This is a genomic window from Methylobacterium sp. WL103 (assembly GCF_008039885.1).
Taxonomy (GTDB): Bacteria; Pseudomonadota; Alphaproteobacteria; order Rhizobiales; family Beijerinckiaceae; genus Methylobacterium; species Methylobacterium cerastii.
Genome location: NZ_VRUX01000740.1, coordinates 1 through 1,815 on the forward strand (window position 1 = coordinate 1; position 1,815 = coordinate 1,815).

At 75.0% G+C, this 1,815-nt stretch carries 2 protein-coding genes; both read left to right on the top strand.

The window, feature by feature from the left end; all coding sequences use genetic code 11:
• Nucleotides 1-29 precede the first annotated feature (29 nt).
• Entirely contained in the window at nt 30-665 is a 636-nt protein-coding gene (locus FV222_RS24905) for a TetR/AcrR family transcriptional regulator (RefSeq protein WP_147815895.1), read from the top strand.
• Nucleotides 662-1,815 (top strand): efflux RND transporter periplasmic adaptor subunit (locus tag FV222_RS24910; protein ID WP_147815896.1); only part of this gene is annotated, 1,154 nt, incomplete at its 3' end. The genes FV222_RS24905 and FV222_RS24910, both read left to right, overlap by 4 nt.

Consider the following 1,815-nt stretch of genomic DNA (forward strand, 5'->3'; position numbering starts at 1 on the left):
CCGCACGGGCTCACGGCGAGCGTCGCCCGATGAGCGCCGGCGGCGCGGTGGTCGCGGCGCGGATCGAGCCCTCGGCCCGGCGCGAGCACATCCTGGCGGCCGCCGAGGCCTGCTTCGTGCGCAACGGCTTTCACCGCACCACGATGCAGGACCTCGCCCGCGAGGCGGCGATGAGCCCGGGCAACTTCTACCGCTACTTCGCCTCGAAGGAGGACCTCGTCCTCGGGCTCGCCGAGGGCGAGCGCGCCCGCGGCGCCCGCCTGGTGGCCGAGCTGGAGCGCGACGGCGACCGCCGCGCGGCGCTCCTCGGCATCATCACCCGCTACTTCGTCTCGATCACCCGCGAGACCGCGATCCTGCGGATCGACATCTGGTCCGAGGCGACCCGCAACCCGGCCATCGCCGCGATGACGGCGCGGGGCGAAGCCGAGGCGCGGAGCTGGTTCGTCGAGACCTTCGGCGTGTTGGCGCGGTCTCCCGCCTGCGATCCGGTCGCGCTCTACGCCCTGCTGGGTCCCCTGATGAAGGGCATCGTCGTCGATCGCGCGCTGCTGCCCGACTACGACCCGGCGGCATCCGTCGCCCAGCTCCTCGCCCTGCTCGAGGCGGGCCTGGACGGGCGCCTTCCCCTCGCCCCGACCTCCTCCGCGGAGCCCAGCCGATGACGTTTTCCGCGCCCGGCGCCCGCCACTTCGGGCTCGCCGCCCTCGTCGTATCCCTCGCGCTACCCCTGCCGGCGCAAGCCGGAACCGCCCCGGCGCCGGTCAAGGCGGCGCCCGCCCCCGCGGTCAGCGTGGTCGAGGCGGCGCGCCGCGAGATCGTCGAGAGCGTCGTCGTCACCGGCACGCTGGTGCCGCGCGACGAAATCCTGATCACCCCGGAGATCGACGGCTACCGCGTCACCGAGGTGCTGGTCGAGGAGGGCGCCCGCGTCGCCCGCGGCCAGGTGCTCGCCCGCCTAGCGCACGACCTGATCGACCGCCAGATCGCCCAGCAGGCCGCCCTCGTCGATAAGGCGACCGCCGCCGTGCCGCAGGCCGAGAGCACCATCGAGCAGGCGGAGGCGGCAGGCCTCGAGGCGCGCCTCGCCTACGACCGCGCCAAGCAGCTGATGCAGACCGGGAACGGCACGGCGGTGATCATGGAAGGGCGAACCTCGGCGATGCGCCAGGCCGAGGGCAAGCTCGCCTTCGCCCGCAACGGCCTCGTCATCGCCAAGGCCGAGCTTGCCCAGGCCAAGGCGGTGCGGGACGAGCTGGAGCTGCGGCTCGCCCGCACCGAGATTCGCGCCCCGGAAGCGGGCGTCGTCAGCCGCCGCACCGCGCGGGTCGGCATCACCGCCTCGTCCGCGGCCGAGCCACTGTTCCGCCTGATCGCACGGGGCGAGATCGAGTTGGAGGGCGAGGTCGTCGAGACCAAGCTGCCGCTCCTGCGGGAGGGCCGGCCGGCCTGGGTCGACATCGGCGCCGGCGCGCGCGTCCAGGGCAGCGTCCGCGCGGTCTACCCGGAGGTCGACCGGGCGACCCGGCTCGGCAAGGTCCGCGTCCGCCTGGACGCCGACCCGCGGCTTCGCATCGGCACCTTCGCCCGCGGCGCGGTCGAGATCGCCCGCACCCGCGGCGTCACCGTGCCCCAGGCGTCCGTGCTCTACGGCGGGCCGGCGCGCAGCAGCGTCCTCGTGGTCGCCGGCGACACGGTGGAGGCCCGCGCGGTCCGCACCGGCCTGTCCGACGACGACGACATCGAGATCCGCGGCGGCCTCTCCGAGGGCGAGCGCGTCGTCGCCCGCGCCGGCAGCTTCCTGCGCGACGGCGA